Below are 17,683 nucleotides of genomic sequence, written 5' to 3'. Positions count from 1 at the left end.
ACACGACAATGGCCGAGCGCAACAAGAAAACCGCCGCCCCCAAACCGGGCCAACAGCAACGCCGCGCGCAGGAGCAGCGCAACGCCCAGGCCGAGACAGCCTGCCGCCAGCTGGTCGGACTGCTGGAGGGCATGGCGGAAGAAGGCCGGCTGGACGGCCAGGAAACCGCCGCCCAGTACCTGAACTCCACCCGCGCCTACTACCGCCGCATCCGCAACGGCAAGGTGATGGGTCCGGCCGACTTCGCCGCCGCCGCCGACGTCTGCGCCAGCGTCCGCCGCGCGCTGGCCGCGCTGGACCCGTCGCTGGAGTTTTCCGGGCTGCCGCAAGCCGACGCGCTGCGCGAAGCGCTGCGCCAGGGCGCGCTGGTGATCGAGGAAATGAAGCGGATCAAGGCCGGCAAGACTGGCTGAACGTCCGCCCGCATGCCATGATGGAGGCATCCCCAAACCACCCGCCTCCATCGCCATGTACAAGCAAACGCCCCAGCTGCGAATCGCCCGCCCAGTCGGCAATCTCAACCTCAGCAAGGCGATGTATTGCGAAGGACTGAATCTGCAGCAACTGGGCAGTTTCAAGGATCACGACGGTTTCGACGGCGTGATGCTGGGTCTGCCCGGCGCCAGCTACCATCTGGAATTCGTCGTCAGCCACCGCCACCCGGCGCGGCCCAGCCCGACGGTTGAAGACCTGCTGGTGCTCTACCTGCCCGACCACGCCGAATGGGAAGCCGCCTGTGCCTGCATGCGCGCCGCCGGCTTCATCCAGCAGCCCGCCGCCAATCCTTACTGGAACATCCACGGCGCCACTTTTGTCGATCACGACGGCTACCGCACCGTGCTGCAAAATACCGCCAGCCCGGTCTAGGAGGCATCATGCCCCGCCGGCCGGCCTGCGAAAACGAGACCCTCTCCGCATCCTACTTCGCAGGCTGGGCCTCCAGCTTTTCCAATAGCCCCGCCTTGCGCATTTTCTCGATGACCTTGTTGAATTCAGCGACCCACTTGTCCGCTCCCGACGCCTTGGAAAATCCAAACGCGGCGTAGGACAGCTTGCCGATCGGCACATCGGAAACGCCTATGGTATCGGCGACGCCCTGCTGATTGACCAGATACTTTCCCACGCTGGAATCTATGGTGGCCAGATCGATGCGGCCGGAATCCATCATCTTCAGCAAGGTGATGGAATCCGCCGCCCGCTCGATCGGATGGGCGGACTCGAATATCGCTTCCATGTCCTTGTCGACGACCGAGCCGATTTCCATTCCCAAGCGGTGCTCTTTCAAGGCCTGATAGTCCACCCAATCCACGCGGCCGCGGAATGCGCTTTTTTTATAAAGAAAACAGTTGTATTGCCGCATGACAGGCAGGGAGAACGCCATGAACTGCTCCCGCTCAGGCGTCTTGTATAGCGGCAGAATGCCGTCCACCAAACCATCCTTGGCCGCGCTCAAACACCGTTTCCAGGGCAATATTTTCACCGCCACCGCCACATCAAGCTGCTTGCCGATATCCTGCAACAATTTCACCTTGATGCCGCCGCTGGCCGCCTCGCCAAACTCGCCTACCGCATAGGGCGGATATTTGTCGTAGCACAGCGTCAGCTTGCGGCTTTCCGCGTGCGAAAATCCGGCAATCAGCATAAAAACCGATAGCAGTGCGTATCTGTACGCCATACCCCTCCCGCCGATTTAGCCAACCTGCCGCCGCGCCATTGGCTCCGCCCGGGACGCGCCATATTTTCGCTAGACACCCGCGGCCTATTCAGCATAGCCATGCTGCAGGCGCGCATTAGCCATTCCATCAGGCCGGCGCCTTGCCGATCTCCCGCGCGCAGGATCGCCGCGTCCCCTTACTCCGCCACCGCCTCGCTCTCCTGCTGCAAACGCCACATTTCGGCGTAGCGGCCGCCCTGTTCCAGCAGTTCGCGATGGCTGCCCTGCTCCACCACCCGGCCGGCGTCCAGCACCAGGATGCGATCGGCGTCGACGATAGTGGACAGGCGGTGGGCGATGATCAGCGTGGTGCGATCGGCGGAGATGGCGGTCAGCTCGCGCTGGATCGCCTTTTCGGTGCGCGAATCGAGCGCGCTGGTTGCCTCGTCGAAGATCAATATCGGCGGGTTCTTCAAAATGGTGCGCGCGATGGCGACGCGCTGCTTCTCGCCGCCGGACAATTTCAGCCCGCGCTCGCCGACCATGGTGTCGTAGCCGTCCGGCAGACTGCTGACGAAGTCGTGGATATGGGCGGAGCGCGCCGCCTCGATCACTTCCTCGCGGGTGGCGCCGGGCTTGCCGTAGGCGATGTTGTAATAGACGGTGTCGTTGAACAGCACGGTGTCCTGCGGCACGATGCCGATGTGGGCGCGCAGCGAATCCTGCGTCAGCTCGCGGATGTCCTCGCCGTTGATCCGCACCGCGCCGGACGTGGCGTCGTAAAAGCGGAACATCAGCCGCGACAGCGTGGACTTGCCGGCGCCGCTGGCGCCGACCACCGCCAGCGTCTGGCCGGCGGGAATGGTGAAGTCCACATCATGCAGGATCTGCCGCTTGGATTCGTAGGCGAAGCCGACGCGCTCGAAACGTATCGTCGCGGCCCGGGTGGCCAAGGTCTTGGCGTCGGCGGAATCCGCCACCTCCAGGCCCACGCCCAGCAGCTTGAACATCCGCTCGATGTCGGCCAGCGAATGCTTGATCTCGCGATAGACGAAACCCAGGAAGTTCAGCGGCGCGTACAGCTGGGTGATGAAGGTGGCCACCAGCACCACGTCGCCCACCGTCATCCGGTGCGCCGTCACGTCGCGCGCCGCCAGCACCATCACCAGCGTGACGCCGATGGCGATGATGGCCGCCTGGCCGGCGTTCAGCAGCGACAGCGACACCTGGTTCTTGATCGCCGACGCCTCCCAGGCCTCCAGGTTGCGGTCATAACGCCTGGACTCGTATTCCTCGTTGTTGAAGTATTTGACCGTTTCGTAATTCAGCAGCGCGTCTATCGCCTTGGAATTGGCCTTGGAGTCCAGGTCGTTCATCGTGCGGCGGTAAACGGTGCGCCACTCGGTCACCAGCAGCGTGAATGCGATGTAGAGGCCGATGGTGCCCAGCGTCACCACCGCGAACTCCCATGAGTAGCGGTGCAGCAGGATGGCCGACACCATGCCGATTTCCAGCAGCGTCGGCAGGATGTTGAACACGGTGAAATTCAGCAGGAAGCCTATGCCCTTGGTGCCGCGCTCGATGTCGCGGCTCATGCCGCCGGTGTGCCGCTCCAGGTGGAAGCGCAGCGACAGCTTGAACAGGTGGCGGAACACATTGCGCGCCACGCTGCGCACCGCGCCCTGGATCACCCGGGCGAACACGGCGTCGCGCAGCTCGCCCAGCACGCCGGACAGCAGCCGCGCCACGCCGTAGCCGGTCAGCGCCAGCACCGGGATGGCCAGCAGCGTGGCCGGCACCGACAGCTGGTCGACGATGTCCTTCAAGTACAAGGGCACCGTCACCGCCGCCACCTTGGCCAGCACCATGCAGGCCAGCGCCAGGGAAACTCGCCACTTGAACGCCCACAGATAGGGCAGCAGGGTCTGTATGGTTTGCCAATCGTTGCGGCCGGACGGCGCCGGACCGCTATGGGTGATACGCATAAATAAGGTTTGCCTGTGACTAAGACCTATCCCAAAGTGAAATAGCACTTCACTTCATAAAGGGGCGGACATCATGTGGATTCTGTTGCTGGAAGCGCTGGGTGCGGGCGGGCTCGCCACTTTCATCGTCTGGTGGACCTGGCCGCGCGACGACAAGGACCCTTCCTGTAAAAGCGATTAGTGCAGCACCCGCGGCGCCACCAGCGTCATCTCGGGAATGGACGCCTCGAAACGCTGGCCGTCGTCCGCCATCATCTGGTAGACGCCCTTCATGCTGCCGTACGGCGTGGTGATATGCGCGGCGCTGGAATATTCGAATACCTGGCCGGGATCGAGATGCGGCTGTTCGCCCACCACGCCCATGCCCCGCACCTCCTGCACCTGCAGGTTGGCGTCGGTGATGATCCAATGGCGGCTGATCAGTTGCGCCGGCTCGCTGCCGGTATTGGTGATGCGGACGCGATAGGCGAACACGTAGACGTCATTGGCGACGCTGGACTGCTCCGCCACGTATTGCGGCTCCGCCCGCACCTCCATCTGGTAGAGTTTGTCGGCCATTTCGGCTTCTCCTGATTGATCTTGGTTTTCATTTTATCCGGCCAAACCGCTTTTGGCGCGGTAGAATGCCGGGCATTCCTCGTTTATCGATGTCAGAGCAATCGCCATGCGCACTTTCCGTATCGCCCCCAGCATTCTGTCCGCCGATTTCGCCCGCCTGGGCCAGGAAGTCAGCGATGTCATCGCCGCCGGCGCCGACATCATCCACTTCGATGTGATGGACAACCACTACGTCCCCAATCTGACCATGGGCCCGATGTTCTGCGAGGCCATCCGCCCCCACAGCAGCGCGCCCATCGACGTCCACCTGATGGTCAAGCCGGTGGACACGCTGGCCGCCGCCTTCGCCAAGGCCGGCGCGGACATCATCACCTTCCATCCGGAAGGCTCGGAACACATCGACCGCACGCTGGGCCTGATCAAGGATGCCGGCTGTAAGGCCGGCCTGGTGTTCAACCCGGCCACGCCGCTCTCCTACCTCGACCACGTGATGGACAAGCTGGACATGATCCTGATCATGTCGGTGAACCCGGGCTTCGGCGGACAATCCTTCATTCCGCACGCGCTGGAAAAGATCCGGCAAGTCCGCCTGCGCATCGACGAATACACCGCCAAGCGCGGCGGCGAGATCTGGCTGGAAGTGGACGGCGGCGTCAAGGTGGACAATATCGCCCAGGTGGCCGCCGCCGGCGCCGACACCTTCGTCGCCGGCTCCGCCATTTACGGCCAGAAGGACTACAAGGCCGTCATCGACGCGATGCGCGCCGAGCTGGCCCGCATCCAGGCATAAGAGCGCGGCGGGCCTCCTCCACCATCAAGGGGTAAAGCAATGCATGCATTCATCGTCACCGGTGCCTCGCGCGGCCTCGGTTACGCCATCTGCGAAACGCTGCTGAGCGACGGTTATTTCGTCGTCGGCATCGCCCGCAACGCCGGTCCGGCGCTGGAAGGGCTGGCTGCCCGCCATCCGGAGCGGCTGCTGGCCGTCAATGCCGACCTGGCCGACGCCGCGCAGGCTGCCGCCTCGGTCCATAGCGCCTTGCAGCAGTTGCCGCTGCCGGAATGCGCGACGATCACGCTGATCAACAACGCCGGCGTGGTCACGCCCATCGCCCAGGCCGGCCATTATCCGGCCGACGAGGTGGTGAAGGCTGTCGCCGTCAACGTCACCGCGCCGCTGCTGGCGACCGACGCGCTGCTGTCCGCCACCGATCGCCTGCCGGCGCGCCGCCGCATCCTGAACATCTCGTCCGGCGCCGCCGCCAAGGCCTATCCGGGCTGGAGCGTATACTGCGCCACCAAGGCCAGCCTGGACCACTTCAGCCGCAGCGTGGCTGTGGAGCAGGAGGGCAAGGCCAATCCGGCGCGCATCGTCGCGCTGTATCCGGGCGTGGTGGACACCGACATGCAGGGCAATATCCGCTCCAGCGACGAAGGCCAGTTTCCGCAGAAGGCCCGCTTCGACGCGCTGAAGGCCGACGGCGCGCTGAGCAGCCCGAGCGACGCCGCGCGCAAGATCGTCGACTATCTAGTTTCGCCGGCCTTCGGCCAGTTGCAAGTCGTCGACATCCGCGAGCTCTAGACACTCCGCATCACCCATTCCGCCGCGGCCCGCCGGCCGCGGCAGCAAAGCAGATACATGAATCTCAAGCACATCAAAGCCGTCGCCTTCGATCTGGACGGCACCCTGGTCGACTCCATTCCCGATCTGGCCGACGCCGCCAACGCGATGCGCGAGCATCTGGGCCTGCCGCCGCTTGATCCCGAACGGATCAAGAGCCACGTCGGCGACGGCATCGCCAGCCTGGTGCACCGCGCCATCACCGACGAGCGCCACGCCGAGGCCGACGGCCCGCTGTGGGAGCGCGGCTACCGCTTCTTCGTCCAGAGCTACAGCGAGCGTCTGGCGGTCCGCACCACGGTCTACCCCGGCGTGCTAGACGGCCTCGCGCTGCTGCGCGCCCTCAAGCTGCCGCTGGTCATGATCACCAACAAATCCGAACGCCTGGCGGTGCCGCTGGCCGAGCAACTGGGCCTGCGCGACCTGTTCAGCCTGATCCTCGGCGGCGACACGCTGCCGGAGAAGAAACCATCGGCGCTGCCGCTGCTGCATTGCTGCCAGGTGCTGGGGATTCAGCCGCAGGAACTGGCGATGGTGGGCGACTCCGCCAACGACGTGGCCGCCGCGCGCGCAGCCGGCAGCGCCGCCATCGCCGTCAGCTACGGCTACGCCGACGCGTCCACGCTGGGCGCGGACCTGACGGTAAACAGTGTTGCCGAGCTCTACGATTTGATGAAGAATGACTGAATCCCGTCAACCCTGAAGGAACTCAAACGCTCATGGCCTTTCTTCCCTGCCCCGCCAGCTGGCGATGGCGTCGCCCGGACCACGCCCCACGACCCCGCCCAAACTGACAAGACACAGGAAGAATCGCATGCAAGCGCAAGAGTTTGACCAGCTGGCCGCCGCCGGCTACAACCGCATCCCCGTCACCCAGGAACTGCTGGCCGATCTGGACAGCCCGCTGTCCATCTACCTGAAGCTCGCCAACCAGCCGTACAGCTACCTGCTGGAATCGGTGGTGGGCGGCGAGCGCCACGGCCGCTATTCCATCATCGGCCTGCCGGCCGACACCCGCTTGCGCGTCAATGGCCAACGGGTGCAGGTGGAGTGCGGCGACAAGGTGATAGAGCGCCACGACGGCGACCCGCTGGCCTTCATCGAAGCCTTCCAGCACCGCTTCCGCATCCCGGAACTGCCCGGCCTGCCGCGCTACTCCGGCGGCCTGGTCGGCTATTTCGGCTACGACACCATACGCTACGTGGAGCGCCGCCTGGCCGACGTCCAGAAACCGGACCCGGTGGGCACGCCGGACATCCTGCTGATGCTATCGGAAGAGATCGCCGTGGTGGACAATCTGTCCGGCAAGCTCTACCTGGTGGTTTACGCCGATCCCGAAGTGCCGAACGCGCTGCAGAAGGCCAAGGCGCGGCTGGCCCAGCTGCGCGCCAAGCTGCGCGAGCCGCTGGCCATCCCGCTGTCGCTGCCGCAGCCGCACGAGGGCGAAGCGGTGTCGGAATACGGCGAGGACGCGTTCAAGGAAGCGGTGGCGTCCTGTCAGCGCTACATCCACGACGGCGACATCATGCAAGTGGTGCTGGCCCAGCGCATGCAGCAGCCCTACCACGGCTCGCCGATCGCGCTGTACCGCGCGCTGCGCAATCTCAATCCGTCGCCGTACATGTTTTTCTACCATTTCGACGACTTCCACGTGGTGGGCGCGTCGCCGGAAATCCTGGTGCGCCGCGAAGGCGAAACCGTGACCGTGCGCCCGATCGCCGGCACCCGCCCGCGCGGCCACAACCGCGAGCACGACGAAGCGCTGGCCGCGGAACTGCTGGCCGATCCCAAGGAAATCGCCGAACACGTGATGCTGATGGATCTGGGCCGCAACGACGTCGGCCGCGTCGCCGACATCGGCACGGTGAAGATCACCGACAATATGGCGATCGAGCGCTATTCCCACGTGATGCACATCGTGTCCAACGTAGAGGGCCAGGTGGACCGCAAGATCAGCAATATCGACGTGATCAAGGCCACCTTCCCGGCCGGCACGCTGTCCGGCGCGCCCAAAGTGCGGGCGATGCAGATCATCGACGAATTCGAGCCGACCAAGCGCGGCGTCTACGGCGGCGCGGTGGGCTACCTGGGCTTCAACGGCGACATGGATCTCGCCATCGCCATCCGCACCGCGGTGCTGAAGAACGGCATGCTCTACGTGCAGTCCGGCGCCGGCATCGTCGCCGACTCGGTGCCGCAAGCGGAATGGCAGGAAACGCAGAACAAGGCGCGCGCGGTGCTGCGCGCCGCCCAAATGGTGCGCGACGGGCTGGACGCCTGACGCTTCCAGTCGAAAACGCCGGCGCAAGCCGGCGTTTTTTATGCACCCAGATCCCTGCCCACCCGCCAGGACAGCGGCAGCGTCAACAACAGGAAGGCCGCCAGCGCCAGCATCGCCGTCGGCACGCCGACGACATCGCCCAAACGGCCGAACAGCACCGGCGACAGCGCGCCGCCGCCTATCGCGCCGGTGTAGAACAAGGCGAACGCGTGCTCGCGGCCGCTGGCGTCGGCCAGTTCCGGCACCGTGCCGTACAGCACCGACGAGGTGCCGTTCAGCGCCAGGCCCAGCAAGGGCAGCAGCGCCATGGTTCCAAACAGCGGCAAAATCAGGCTGGCCGCGATCAACAGCGCGGTCATCCCCTCGGTCAGCCATACCGTCCTGATCATGCCGACGCGCGCGCCCAGATAGCCGCAAAACAGCTTGCCGAACGCGCCGCCGACAAACAGCAGCGACAGCGCCAAACCGATGCCCGCCGTGCCCGCGCCCTTGCTCTGCAGCAGGAAGGGGAGAAAAGTCAGAAAGCCCATCCGCGCCGCGCTGTCTATCGCGCCGGTGGCCAGCAAGGCGCGCAAGCCGCCCCTCGAGCCCTTTCCCGCCGCGCGCGCCGCCGACTTTGCCGCGGCGCTTGGCAAATGGTCCGGAACCAGCCGCCACAGCAACCCGGCCGCCGCCAAGCCCAGTAGACCCATCAGGCTGACGCTGAGCCGCCAGCTCGCCACCGTCAGCAGCAAGCCAGTCAACGCCGGGATCAGCGTCTTGCCGATATCGCCGGCGAAATTGTATTGCGCCAGCGCCTGCCGCGAGCCGCCGCCCGCCTCATGGCTGTCCGCCACCAGCGAAGACGCCAGCGGATGCTGGACGCTGGCGCCCAGGCCTCCCAGCGCCAAGGCCAGTAGCAGTACCGCCAGGCCGCCAGCTTGCCCGGCCAACAGATAGGCCGCGCCGGCCAGCGCGGTGCCGCCAACCAGCATGCGTTTGCGCCCCCAGCGTTTCGCCAGTCGGCTGGCCAGCAGCTGGAAACCGGCCATCGCGCCGGAATAAGCGCCGCGCAGCAAGCCCACCATCGCGTAGCCGATGCCGAATTGCGCCTGCCAGATGGGCAGCAGCACATAGACCAGGTCGGTCAGGCCGTCGTGGACCGCGTGGGCGCCGGCAGCGGCCAGCAGCGAGCGGCGGCGCGAGCGCCTGTCTTCGCTTGCCGCCGCGGCGCGCAGAATGGCAGGTTTGGGATCATTCATGAGGTGGCGCTTCCATTTTAATGCGGACCATTCTAGCGCCGTAAAACACAAACGTCATATCCAAGGCGCGCGCCGCCACCCACCAACAGCCGCCCCCTGCCAATAGCTGGCTCATCGCAAGCCAGAAACCGCCGCCTTGCCCACCAGCCGGCCCAGCGGAGCGCGCTTGAGATCTGTTCCTGTCACTCGGGCAATTCGTCTTCCGGCATGCCCAGCTTGCCGAAGGCCGAAGCCGCAGTTTTATGACCGCTGGCATGCAATGTATAGTTGGTATCAAATTGATACTAATGATCCATCATGGCTTTGAAAAATCAGCAGGAAACCGCCTCGGCCAGCACCTGTCCGATGCTGCAATTCGTCGACCTGATCGCCGGCAAATGGGCGATTCCCGTTCTTTACCGCCTGATCGTGATGGACCGCCCAGTACGCTTCGGCGAACTGCAGCGCGCGGTCGGCACCATCACCCAGAAGGAGCTCACCCGCCAGCTGCGAGCCTTTGAACAGCGCGGCCTGGTGCGGCGCACGGTTTACGCCGAAGTCCCGCCCCGCGTCGAATACCAGATCACCGCGCTGGGCAGCACGCTGCAGCAACCGCTGCAGCAACCGCTGCAGCAACTGGCGGGCTGGATGGAGCGCCATGGCGACCAGCTGAACCGCAGCGCCTCATAAGCATCCGCGACATCGCGCGGCAAAGCCGGCTTCCGGGGGTGACGGCGACGGCCGACTATGGGGTATAGTGTTGGCGCCCCGCCCTCCGAGCAATGCCCATCGCTAGCCAGCGAAACTGGGGGTGCGAACGGGGGTATCAAATAGCCGGCAACACTATGAATTCAACAAAATCAAGGAATTAAGCTAAACATGCTATTGACGATCGATAATCAATAGTGCCAGCGCGGCGGCCGCATTCCTCAAGCCTCCCCCAACTGCCAGTTGTCGCACCCAATCGCCCCTAGTCTCAGCACATCGCGATGAATTGTGAGTAACGACAAATCCCGATCCCATTACTCACAATGCTCTCCGACACCAAGGCCAGGCAGGCAAAGCCAACTGACAAAGTCTACCGAATTGCTGATGCAAAGGGCCTGACTCTGGAGGTGCGCCCCTCCGCCCAGAAGTTTTGGCGCTGGCGCTTTCATTTCGACGAAAAAGTGAGAAAAAGCCGCTGTCGGACTACGTGTCCATCAAGGTGAAGGTCCATCGTGATGATCATCGCCCCCTTGCTGACCTAGCCAACGTCGAGCGGACCTGCCTTCAGGATTTGGACGTCGAGGACTACAGCCGAGTTTTTGCTGAGCACGGCCTGCCGCCGCTGCGGCCATACTAAAGTGGGGTAAATGCCCATTTGCGTATTTACGCACTTGCTCACCCGCTAGTTTACCCATTTGCTCACATGCGCAATTGCTCATCGAGCTGGAGAAACCAATGCTCGACATCGACGCCATCATCGACAGCATGAGCTGGTCGCTTGACGCCAGCGAGCGCTCGGACATGCGCCGGCTGTGTTAGGCCGTCCTAGCCGCCGCTGAGCAGCCTGAAGAGGCGGTGGCGCAGACCATCGAAACCGCGCTTGTCGGCACAAAGGCCCCAGCGATCATGGGCAGCTACTGGTATCGAAATGCGCGTGGCTGGAAATGGAACGGGCCGGATGGAAGCGGCGGTACATTCCCCCGGCCCGGTGCCGATTGGAGTGGCGAGCTGATTGAGCCACAGCCAATACACGCCGCGGGACCGGAAGATCAGGCCGTATATGACAGCATCGCCGAGAGCTATCACCCGCAGCCCGTGCCAACACTGCCAGAGGAGTGGCGCATGGCCATATCGGAGTTGCTGGCGAGTGACAGCAACGGTGGCGTCTATGATGCCTCGCGCTGCATCAAGGCGCGCAAGGCGCTCGCCGCCGCGCTGCAGCCGGCCAAGCAGCTGCGAGCCAGATTTCGTCGCGCCACAGCCGGACCAGCAACGTTAACGGGGAAAATAGCCTGCTATTTATCAGGGGAGTGGATACTGAAGCTAATTTAATTTCCGCACATGGCTTATATTGATTTGCCAAGCCATGTGCGGAACTATTTCTTACTAGTGGCCTTTGAATTTGAACGTGTAGTAGGCGCTGATCGCTGTTGTCGATCTGCCGGGATTATATTCAATGACGTAATCTTTGCCGAATGTCAGAGGGCTATCTGTCACAATGACAATGGAGCCTCTGCTGTCGTTGGTCGGGACCGGGGTATGTTGCACTGCTTGGCCGGGAGAAACAACTTGGCTGCCATTGAATAGATATATCCAGTCCAGGCTTCGGTTCGGAGTATTGCCATCGGGGGTAGAGTACTGGATGGTCAGATAGGTTTTCCCATCTAGGTTCTTCTGGTTGGTTGCGACCACTGTCGTCACTTCGGATTTCAAATATTGCCCATTGACTAATACAACAGTGGCGCAAATAGAATCATTGCCAGTATTGTTATTCACGATGAAACCGACCGTGTACGGTCCGTCGTTAAAGTCGTAGCCTTGCGCCGTGAGGGTTACCTCTCCCTCTAGATCTGTTGCCGGAGCTATTGCAACCGGGTTGCCAGTGGCCTGAAATCCTGGCCATATACCAACCCTGGAGTCCTTGGATGCGGTAATGGCCTTGTAACTTGTCTTGACCGAGACCGTGCTAGTGACGGCAGTGTTGTAAACACGTGTACTTCCCATCACTGTTGAAGCCTTTTCGAAAAAATCACTCATTTTCAGCTCCCAAAATTAAGTAAGGAATGTTTACGCATCATAAGTAAGGCTGAGGCGTAATGGAATTCTATAGTTAATTTATTAATTTGCTTGCGTATTTGAAGTCGAAATTCTGGCAAAAAGAACTGCATTTGTTAGAACAGGAATCATATATCTATTTATGATTAGAAATTTATCAAATCGATAGGTGTATTTTGAAAGTCTTTTGATTATTCTGATCGACTTTAAGTCTAGATTAATATTGCCATGGGAATTATATAGTTTCATGTTTATGCCGCCTTGGAGCGACTACCGGCGCACGACATCCGGCTGGGATTATTTCATCTGCGCGGTGCGCGAACGGATCGAGGCTCTGGGGCGCCGGTCGTCGTGTCCAGCCTGCGCAATGCCGCCAGCGCGCCGATTCCGACCGCTGAGGCCGACCTGATCCGGCAGCTGAGCGGCTGGGGCTGGCACACGACCGACCAGGCTTCGAGGCATCGGCGGAGCGCACGACAGAAATCGCCCTGCCGCGCCACCCACGCGACCTCACCATCGACAACGACGGCGACGTCGAGGCGCTGCTCGAAGTTGTCGACCTGACCATCGAAGCTCTCGCATGAAGCAGAGCACCCCGACCACGAAGAGGCCGACCACGTTGGCGGCCTTGTTGTTTCCACAGGTCGTGCCGGAGAGTATGCACGCCCTACCCTCCACCCTCCATCCGGAGCGGCACAACAAGGGCCAGTCGTTCAGCCCGGCGCACTGGCCGCGAATGTCGTCGTCTCAAGAACTGAATTGAAAGGAACGGCCATGTCCACTCGGCAGCTCTACACGATGAAGGACATCAGACGGCTAACGGGTTTCCACCCTGCCACGATTTACCGTAAGATCAAGCTGAACGAATTTCCCGCACCAATAAAAATTGGCTCAGCATCGCGTTGGCCAGAGGAAGTATTCACTGAATGGCGAGGGAGAGCCATCGCCGGAAAAAGTGAGTAACACTGTGAGTAACATACGGTCACACCTCGGGCGGCAACCATTAAAATCAAAGGCTTAGCCGACTTATGTTACTTATGATCGACAATTACGATTCCTTCACCTACAACCTGGTACAGTACTTCGGCGAGCTGGGCCAGGACGTGAAGGTGTTCCGCAACGATGAAATCACCCTGCAGCAGATCGAAGAGCTGAAGCCTAAATACCTGGTGGTCTCCCCCGGCCCCTGCACCCCCAACGAAGCCGGCGTGTCGGTGCCCGCCATCCTGCACTTCGCCGGCAAGCTGCCCATCATGGGCGTGTGCCTGGGCCACCAAGGCATAGGCCAGGCTTTCGGCGGCAAGGTGGTCCACGCCAAGCAACTGATGCACGGCAAGGTGTCGCCGGTCAGCCATCTGGACAAGGGCATGTTCCATGGCCTGCCCAATCCGGTCACCTGCACCCGCTACCACTCGCTGGTGATCGAACGCGAAACGCTGCCGGACTGCCTGGAAGTCACCGCCTGGACCGAGGACGGCGAGATCATGGGCGTGCGCCACAAGACGCTGCCCATCGAGGGCGTGCAGTTCCACCCGGAATCCATCCTCACCGAGCATGGCCACCGCATGCTGGACAACTTCCTGAAGGAATTCGCCTGATGCGATTGACGCCGCTGCTGCTCGGCGTCCTGCTGGCCTCCCCCGCCTGGTCCGGCGCGCTGGACGATTGCGAGCAAAGCCAGGCCGACAGCCCCGCCGTCGCCGCCTGCCTGCAGCAACGGCACGGCGAAACGGGCCGCCAGCTGGCCGCCCAGGAAGACAAGGCGCTGGACGCGATGCGCAAGCTGGACGCCGCCACCGACGGCCGCTTCCACGCCGCGCGCGAACTGCGCCGCGCCCGCCAGTCCTACCTCGACTACCGCCGCCAGCACTGCGACTGGGTGGAAGCCAGCTACGCTAGCGGCAACGGCGCGGCCCGCGCCAGGCTGGCCTGCGAAATCGATCTCGACACGCAAAGGCTGGCCGATCTCGCCCGCCACAGCTGATAGGAAATCCACATGATCACTCCTCAAGCGGCGCTGAACCGCCTGATCGACGGCAACGAACTGTTCTACGAAGAAATGCTGGCGCTGATGCGCCAGATCATGCGCGGCGAACTGACGCCGGCGCAAACCTCCGCCATCCTGATCGGCCTCAGGGTCAAGGTGGAATCCGTGTCGGAAATCGCGGCGGCCGCCACCGTGATGCGCGAATTCTCCACCCACGTCCCGGTGTCCGACCACCGCCACCTGGTGGACACCTGTGGCACCGGCGGCGACAAGTCCCACACTTTCAACATCTCCACCACCGCGGCCTTCGTCGCCTCGGCCGCCGGCGCGCGCGTGGCCAAGCACGGCGGCCGTTCGGTGTCGTCCAGCTCGGGCAGCGCCGATGTGCTGGAGCTCTTAGGCGTCAACCTGCAGCTGACTGCGGAACAAGTGGGACAGTGCCTGGATGAAATCGGCCTGGGCTTCATGTTCGCGCCCAACCACAACAGCGCGATGAAGCACGTGGCGCCGATCCGCAAGGAGCTTGGCGCGCGCACCATCTTCAACATCCTGGGGCCGCTGACCAATCCGGCGGGCGCCGACAACCAGTTGATGGGCGTGTTCCACCCCGACCTGGTGGGCATCCAGTCCCGCGTGCTCAAGCAACTGGGCAGCAAGCACGTGATGGTCGTCCACGGCAGCGACGGCCTGGACGAATTGACACTGTCCGGTCCCAGCATGGTGGCGGAACTCAAGAATGGCGAGATACTGGAATACCAGCTGGAGCCAGGCGAATTCGGCCTCGCCGCCTGCGAGCTGAAAGACCTGCGCGCCAACACCGCCGAACAATCCCGCGACCGCCTGCTATCGGTATTGGACGGCCAGCCGGGACCCGCCCGCGACATCGTGCTGCTCAACGCCGGCGCGGCGATTTACACCGCCGATATCGCCCCAAGCCTGGCCGACGGTGTTACCATGGCGCGCGAAGCCTTGGACAGCGGCAAAGCCAAGCAGAAATTACAGCAGTTGGTCGCCTTGAGCCGCAAGCTCGGCGGCTGACTCCCCAGCGGGGCGGCGCACCTCCGCCCTTCAACCTCATATCGCGTCAATACCATCATGAACAAAATATCCAAAGATATCTTCAAGGCGTATGACATCCGCGGCATCGTCGGCAAAACCCTGACCGCCGCCGTCGCGCGGCAAATCGGCCAGGCGGTGGCCTCGGAAGCCCTCGCCCGCAAGGTCAAGGCCATCGTGATCGGCCGCGACGGCCGCCTGTCCGGCCCCGAGCTGAGCGAGGCGCTCGCCGACGGCATCCGCGCCGCCGGCGTGGACGTGATCGACGTCGGCCGCGTCGCCACGCCCATGCTGTACTTCGCCGCCCATCAGCTGGGCACCCTGTCCGGCGTGATGGTGACCGGCAGCCACAATCCGCCCGACTACAACGGCTTCAAGATGATGCTGGCCGGCGACACGCTCGCGGGCGACGACATCCAGAAGCTTTACCAGCGCATCGTCGACGGCCAGCTCGCCGCAGGCGAAGGCGGCTACCGCACCGAAGACATCGCGGAAGCGTACCTGGAACGCATCACCTCCGACATCAAGCTGGAGCGCCCGCTGAACATCGTGGTGGATAGCGGCAACGGCGTAGCCGGCGCTTTCGGCCCGTTGCTGTACCGCCGCCTGGGCTGCAAGGTGCGCGAGCTGTTCTGCGACGTGGACGGCAATTTCCCGAACCACCACCCGGACCCGGCCAAGCCGGAAAACCTGAAGGACCTGATCGAGGCGCTGCAGAAGACCGACGCCGAGATCGGCCTGGCCTTCGACGGCGACGGCGACCGCCTGGGCGTGGTCACCAAGGACGGCAACATCATCTGGCCGGACCGCCAGCTGATGCTGTACGCGGCCGACGTGCTGGACCGCAACCCCAAGGCCAAGGTGATCTTCGACGTCAAATCCACCCGCCTGCTGAAGCCGTGGATCAAGAAGAACGGCGGCGTGCCGGTGATGGCGCGCACCGGCCACAGCTTCATCAAGGCCAAGATCAAGGAAACCGGCGCGCTGCTGGCCGGCGAGATGAGCGGCCACGTGTTCTTCAAGGAGCGCTGGTACGGCTTCGACGACGGCATCTACACCGGCGCCCGCCTGCTGGAAGTGCTGTCCCGCGTCGAGGATCCGAGCGAGCTCCTGAACGCGCTGCCCAACGCCGTCTCCACGCCCGAGCTGAACCTGAAGATGGCCAAGGAAGGCGAAAACCACGCGCTGATCTCGAGGCTGCAGGAGTCCGCCAAGTTCGACGGCGCCGAAGAAGTCAACACGCTGGACGGCCTGCGCGTCGAGTACAAGGACGGCTTCGGCCTGGCCCGCGCGTCCAACACCACGCCGGTGATCGTGCTGCGCTTCGAGGCGGACACCGAGGAGGCGCTGGAACGCATCAAGGGCGACTTCCGCCGCGTGCTGGCCACCGCCACCGACGCCAAGCTGCCGTTCTAAGCCTGCCGCGACCGCGACTGGCGGTCGTCTGGAACTAGCTGTCAGGGGACATGGTGCATCCATGTCCCCGTTGCATTGAAAGGAAACCCATGTACCAACTGGCCGCCAGCCACTTCACCACCGCGCGCGACCTGCTGCGCTTCGCCGTATCCCGTTTCAACGAGGCCGAACTCACCTACGGCCACGGCACCCACAACGCGCACGACGAAGCCGCCTATCTGATCCTGTCGGCGCTGCAATTGCCCATCGACACGCTGGAGCCTTACCTGGACGCCCGGCTGCTGCCGGAAGAGGTGGAGCGCGCGGTGGAGCTGATCCGCCGCCGCGCCGAAGACAAGGTGCCGGTGGCTTACCTCACCAATGAAGCCTGGCAGGGCGAGTACAGTTTCTACGTCGACGAACGCGTGCTGGTGCCGCGCTCCTTCATCTACGAACTCTTGGGCGAACCGCTGGCGCCGTGGATCGAACATCCGGAACTGGTCCACCGCGCGCTGGACCTGTGCACCGGCTCCGGCTGCCTGGCCATCCAGCTGGCCAGCCACTATCCGGACGCCGAGGTCGACGCCATCGACATCTCGCTGGACGCGCTGGAAGTGGCGGCGATCAACGTCGAGCACTACGGCCTGCAGGACCGGATCAACCTGATCCACACCGACATGTTCGAGGGGATCGAGGAAAAGTACGACCTGATCATCTCCAACCCGCCCTACGTCGACGCGGAATCGGTGGAGGCGCTGCCGGAAGAATATCTGCACGAGCCGGAAATCGCGCTCGGCTCCGGCGAGGACGGCCTGGACGCCACCCGCGAAATCCTGCGCCGCGCGCCGGAGTTCCTGAACGAGCGCGGCGTGCTGCTGGTGGAAATCGGCCACAACCGCGACATGCTGGAAGAGTGCTTCCCCACCCTGCCCTTCATGTGGATGGAAACCCAGAGCGGCGACGGCTTTGTATTCCTGCTGACGCGCGAAGATTTGGTTTCAGCGAAAATCTAAATAGACCGAAAAGCCGCCAAACTAAAGGGTTTTGCGGCTTTTCTCATTCCATCCCGGTTCGGGTTGGAACAGTGACAACCGGGGGTGTCGCGGGGTACATTTGGGGGAACAACAGGGGGTATCTAAAGAAATACCCCACTCCTCCGAGGT

General features: G+C 63.1%; 20 protein-coding genes. 15 read left to right on the top strand and 5 right to left on the bottom strand.

Features of this window, described 5'->3' with window-relative positions:
* Positions 1-8: 8 nt before the first annotated feature.
* Together ACY3GB_RS01005 and ACY3GB_RS01000 are read left to right on the top strand one after the other, a co-directional pair.
* The gene (locus ACY3GB_RS01005; RefSeq protein ID WP_463087057.1) at positions 9-413 is read left to right on the top strand and encodes a hypothetical protein; all 405 of its coding nucleotides are present in this window, start codon (positions 9-11) and stop codon (positions 411-413) included.
* 55 nt (positions 414-468) lie between these two features.
* A complete protein-coding gene (locus ACY3GB_RS01000) occupies positions 469-867 on the top strand; it encodes a VOC family protein (protein WP_463087056.1) in 399 nt (132 codons plus the stop codon).
* 52 nt (positions 868-919) lie between these two features.
* On the opposite strand, the gene ACY3GB_RS00995 is transcribed toward ACY3GB_RS01000, so the two are convergent.
* From ACY3GB_RS00995 to apaG, 3 genes are all read right to left on the bottom strand, one after another.
* Positions 920-1,642: a substrate-binding periplasmic protein gene (locus tag ACY3GB_RS00995; RefSeq protein WP_463087055.1), complete on the bottom strand. Its 723-nt coding sequence runs from the start codon at positions 1,640-1,642 to the stop codon at positions 920-922.
* A gap of 209 nt (positions 1,643-1,851) precedes the next feature.
* A complete protein-coding gene (locus tag ACY3GB_RS00990) occupies positions 1,852-3,639 on the bottom strand; it encodes an ABCB family ABC transporter ATP-binding protein/permease (RefSeq protein WP_463087054.1) in 1,788 nt (595 codons plus the stop codon).
* Between the two features lie 177 nt (positions 3,640-3,816).
* Complete coding sequence (gene apaG, locus ACY3GB_RS00985) at positions 3,817-4,197, bottom strand: Co2+/Mg2+ efflux protein ApaG (protein WP_115617152.1); 381 nt, start codon at positions 4,195-4,197, stop codon at positions 3,817-3,819.
* Positions 4,198-4,303: 106 nt separating this feature from the next.
* On the opposite strand from apaG, the gene rpe reads away from it, so the two are divergent.
* From rpe to trpE, 4 genes are all read left to right on the top strand, one after another.
* Positions 4,304-4,987: a ribulose-phosphate 3-epimerase gene (rpe, locus tag ACY3GB_RS00980; RefSeq protein ID WP_463087053.1), complete on the top strand. Its 684-nt coding sequence runs from the start codon at positions 4,304-4,306 to the stop codon at positions 4,985-4,987.
* A gap of 39 nt (positions 4,988-5,026) precedes the next feature.
* The gene (locus ACY3GB_RS00975) at positions 5,027-5,779 is read left to right on the top strand and encodes an SDR family oxidoreductase (RefSeq protein ID WP_463087052.1); all 753 of its coding nucleotides are present in this window, start codon (positions 5,027-5,029) and stop codon (positions 5,777-5,779) included.
* A 57-nt stretch (positions 5,780-5,836) separates the two neighbouring features.
* A complete protein-coding gene (locus ACY3GB_RS00970) occupies positions 5,837-6,505 on the top strand; it encodes a phosphoglycolate phosphatase (protein ID WP_463087051.1) in 669 nt (222 codons plus the stop codon).
* 127 nt (positions 6,506-6,632) lie between these two features.
* Positions 6,633-8,099: an anthranilate synthase component I gene (gene trpE / locus ACY3GB_RS00965; RefSeq protein ID WP_463087050.1), complete on the top strand. Its 1,467-nt coding sequence runs from the start codon at positions 6,633-6,635 to the stop codon at positions 8,097-8,099.
* Between the two features lie 38 nt (positions 8,100-8,137).
* Here trpE and ACY3GB_RS00960 read toward each other — a convergent pair whose 3' ends face one another.
* Positions 8,138-9,340, bottom strand: coding sequence for an MFS transporter (locus ACY3GB_RS00960; protein WP_463087049.1), 1,203 nt, complete (start codon positions 9,338-9,340; stop codon positions 8,138-8,140).
* Between the two features lie 297 nt (positions 9,341-9,637).
* Between ACY3GB_RS00960 and ACY3GB_RS00955 the strand changes: the two genes are divergently transcribed.
* From ACY3GB_RS00955 to ACY3GB_RS00945, 3 genes are all read left to right on the top strand, one after another.
* The gene (locus ACY3GB_RS00955) at positions 9,638-10,009 is read left to right on the top strand and encodes a winged helix-turn-helix transcriptional regulator (protein WP_463087048.1); all 372 of its coding nucleotides are present in this window, start codon (positions 9,638-9,640) and stop codon (positions 10,007-10,009) included.
* A 341-nt stretch (positions 10,010-10,350) separates the two neighbouring features.
* Positions 10,351-10,530 (top strand): Arm DNA-binding domain-containing protein, encoded by a 180-nt coding sequence (locus tag ACY3GB_RS00950; RefSeq protein WP_463087047.1) that lies wholly within the window; start codon positions 10,351-10,353, stop codon positions 10,528-10,530.
* Between the two features lie 352 nt (positions 10,531-10,882).
* On the top strand, positions 10,883-11,359 hold the full coding sequence (locus ACY3GB_RS00945; RefSeq protein WP_463087046.1) for a hypothetical protein: 477 nt from the start codon (positions 10,883-10,885) through the stop codon (positions 11,357-11,359).
* Between the two features lie 54 nt (positions 11,360-11,413).
* Here the strand turns inward: ACY3GB_RS00945 and ACY3GB_RS00940 are convergent, their stop codons facing one another.
* Positions 11,414-12,064, bottom strand: coding sequence for a hypothetical protein (locus ACY3GB_RS00940; protein WP_463087045.1), 651 nt, complete (start codon positions 12,062-12,064; stop codon positions 11,414-11,416).
* A gap of 792 nt (positions 12,065-12,856) precedes the next feature.
* Between ACY3GB_RS00940 and ACY3GB_RS00935 the strand changes: the two genes are divergently transcribed.
* From ACY3GB_RS00935 to prmB, 6 genes are all read left to right on the top strand, one after another.
* Entirely contained in the window at positions 12,857-13,045 is a 189-nt protein-coding gene (locus ACY3GB_RS00935; protein ID WP_463087044.1) for a helix-turn-helix transcriptional regulator, read from the top strand.
* Positions 13,046-13,110: 65 nt separating this feature from the next.
* The gene (locus tag ACY3GB_RS00930; protein WP_463087043.1) at positions 13,111-13,680 is read left to right on the top strand and encodes an aminodeoxychorismate/anthranilate synthase component II; all 570 of its coding nucleotides are present in this window, start codon (positions 13,111-13,113) and stop codon (positions 13,678-13,680) included.
* Positions 13,680-14,066, top strand: a complete 387-nt coding sequence (locus tag ACY3GB_RS00925) for a lysozyme inhibitor LprI family protein (protein ID WP_463087042.1) — start codon at positions 13,680-13,682, stop codon at positions 14,064-14,066. Before ACY3GB_RS00930 ends, ACY3GB_RS00925 begins: the two co-directional genes overlap by 1 nt.
* A 12-nt stretch (positions 14,067-14,078) precedes the next feature.
* A complete protein-coding gene (gene trpD / locus ACY3GB_RS00920) occupies positions 14,079-15,107 on the top strand; it encodes an anthranilate phosphoribosyltransferase (RefSeq protein WP_463087041.1) in 1,029 nt (342 codons plus the stop codon).
* Positions 15,108-15,164: 57 nt separating this feature from the next.
* The gene (locus ACY3GB_RS00915; protein ID WP_463087040.1) at positions 15,165-16,541 is read left to right on the top strand and encodes a phosphomannomutase/phosphoglucomutase; all 1,377 of its coding nucleotides are present in this window, start codon (positions 15,165-15,167) and stop codon (positions 16,539-16,541) included.
* Positions 16,542-16,630: 89 nt separating this feature from the next.
* Positions 16,631-17,533, top strand: a complete 903-nt coding sequence (prmB, locus tag ACY3GB_RS00910; protein WP_463087039.1) for a 50S ribosomal protein L3 N(5)-glutamine methyltransferase — start codon at positions 16,631-16,633, stop codon at positions 17,531-17,533.
* Positions 17,534-17,683: the final 150 nt, after the last annotated feature.

The sequence above is a fragment of the Chromobacterium sp. Ag138 genome (assembly GCF_055181315.1).
This window is presented reverse-complemented; position numbering and strand designations above follow the sequence as displayed.